General features: G+C 59.0%; 1 protein-coding gene. It reads right to left on the reverse strand.

All coding sequences use genetic code 11. The features are described from left to right. Positions 1–121: 121 nt before the first annotated feature. Complete coding sequence (locus tag G3N96_RS38690) at positions 122–1,114, reverse strand: IS5 family transposase (protein WP_206140490.1); 993 nt, start codon at positions 1,112–1,114, stop codon at positions 122–124. Positions 1,115–1,205: the final 91 nt, after the last annotated feature.

A 1,205-nucleotide genomic window follows, 5' to 3' on the forward strand; every position in this document is an offset into this window, starting at 1 on the left:
GGAATCACTGATTAATAGGCTATCCCGCGAGGTTGTCGGCGGTGGCGGTTCGGAATTTCCGGATGCCGAAGTGACGTGCCGCCCATTCGAGTGAGTTTGCCCCGAGTATGTGCATCATTTTTCACACACATGACGGACTACTCCCATGAACCGACCGCAACCGGTTTCGCGCGATCACCAAGTTTGCCAAAGCGAACAGACTGAACAGTTGCGCCGTGTTCTTGATGAGCCCTTTGTAGCGCACCTTGCGATGACGGAACAGATTCTTGACGACATGAAACGGATGCTCGACCCGAGCGCGGATTTGCGCCTTGGTTCGCTCGACCGCGACTACCAGATCCTTCAGCGGACCGTCCTGCATCGCCTTGATCTTTCCGCGCTTGGCCGCCACGCGCCACTTCACCAACTTGCCCTTCATTTCGTCGCGCTTGTCCACGCCGATGTAGCCCGCGTCGCCGAACGCTTCCTCTTCATGCCCGTGCAGCAACGCATGGGCTTGCGAAACATCCGCCACGTTGGCGGACGTGCCGACCACGCTGTGAACCAGTCCCGACTCGGCATCGACGCCGATGTGCGCCTTCATGCCGAAGTGCCACTCGTTACCCTTCTTCGTTTGATGCATCTCCGGATCGCGACTCTTCTCGGCGTTCTTGGTCGACGACGGCGCTTCGATGATCGTCGCGTCGACCAGCGTGCCTTCCTTCATCATCAACCCGCGCTCGCACAGCGACATGCCGATCTCGTCGAACAGCTTGCGCGTCAGGTCATGTTCGACCAGCAGGCGCCGGAACTTCAACAGCGTGGTCGCGTCCGGCACGTCCTCAACCGCCAGATCGATACCGGCAAAGGCACGCATCGCGATGCTGTCATACAGCGCGTCTTCCAGACCTTCGTCCGACAGACCGTACCACTGCTGCAGAAAGTAGATTCGAAGCATCCGCTCCAGACCAATCGGCGGACGGCCCCGCTCGCCCTTCGGGTAGTACGGCTCGATCGTCGAGAGCAAACGCGGCCACGGTACGACCTTCTCCATCTCGTCCAGGAAGCGCTGACGCTTGGTCACTCGCTTCTTGCTCGCACTTTCCGCTTCTGCAAAGCTGATCTGCCGCTTCATCACTATGGGTCCGTTCCGTGAGCTTCCTTTTACAACGTCCTCGGCTACGTCAGCGATGACGGCCGAGCCTGATTAATCAGTGTTTCCCTAG

Source organism: Burkholderia sp. Se-20373 (assembly GCF_017104705.1).
Taxonomy (GTDB): Bacteria; Pseudomonadota; Gammaproteobacteria; order Burkholderiales; family Burkholderiaceae; genus Burkholderia.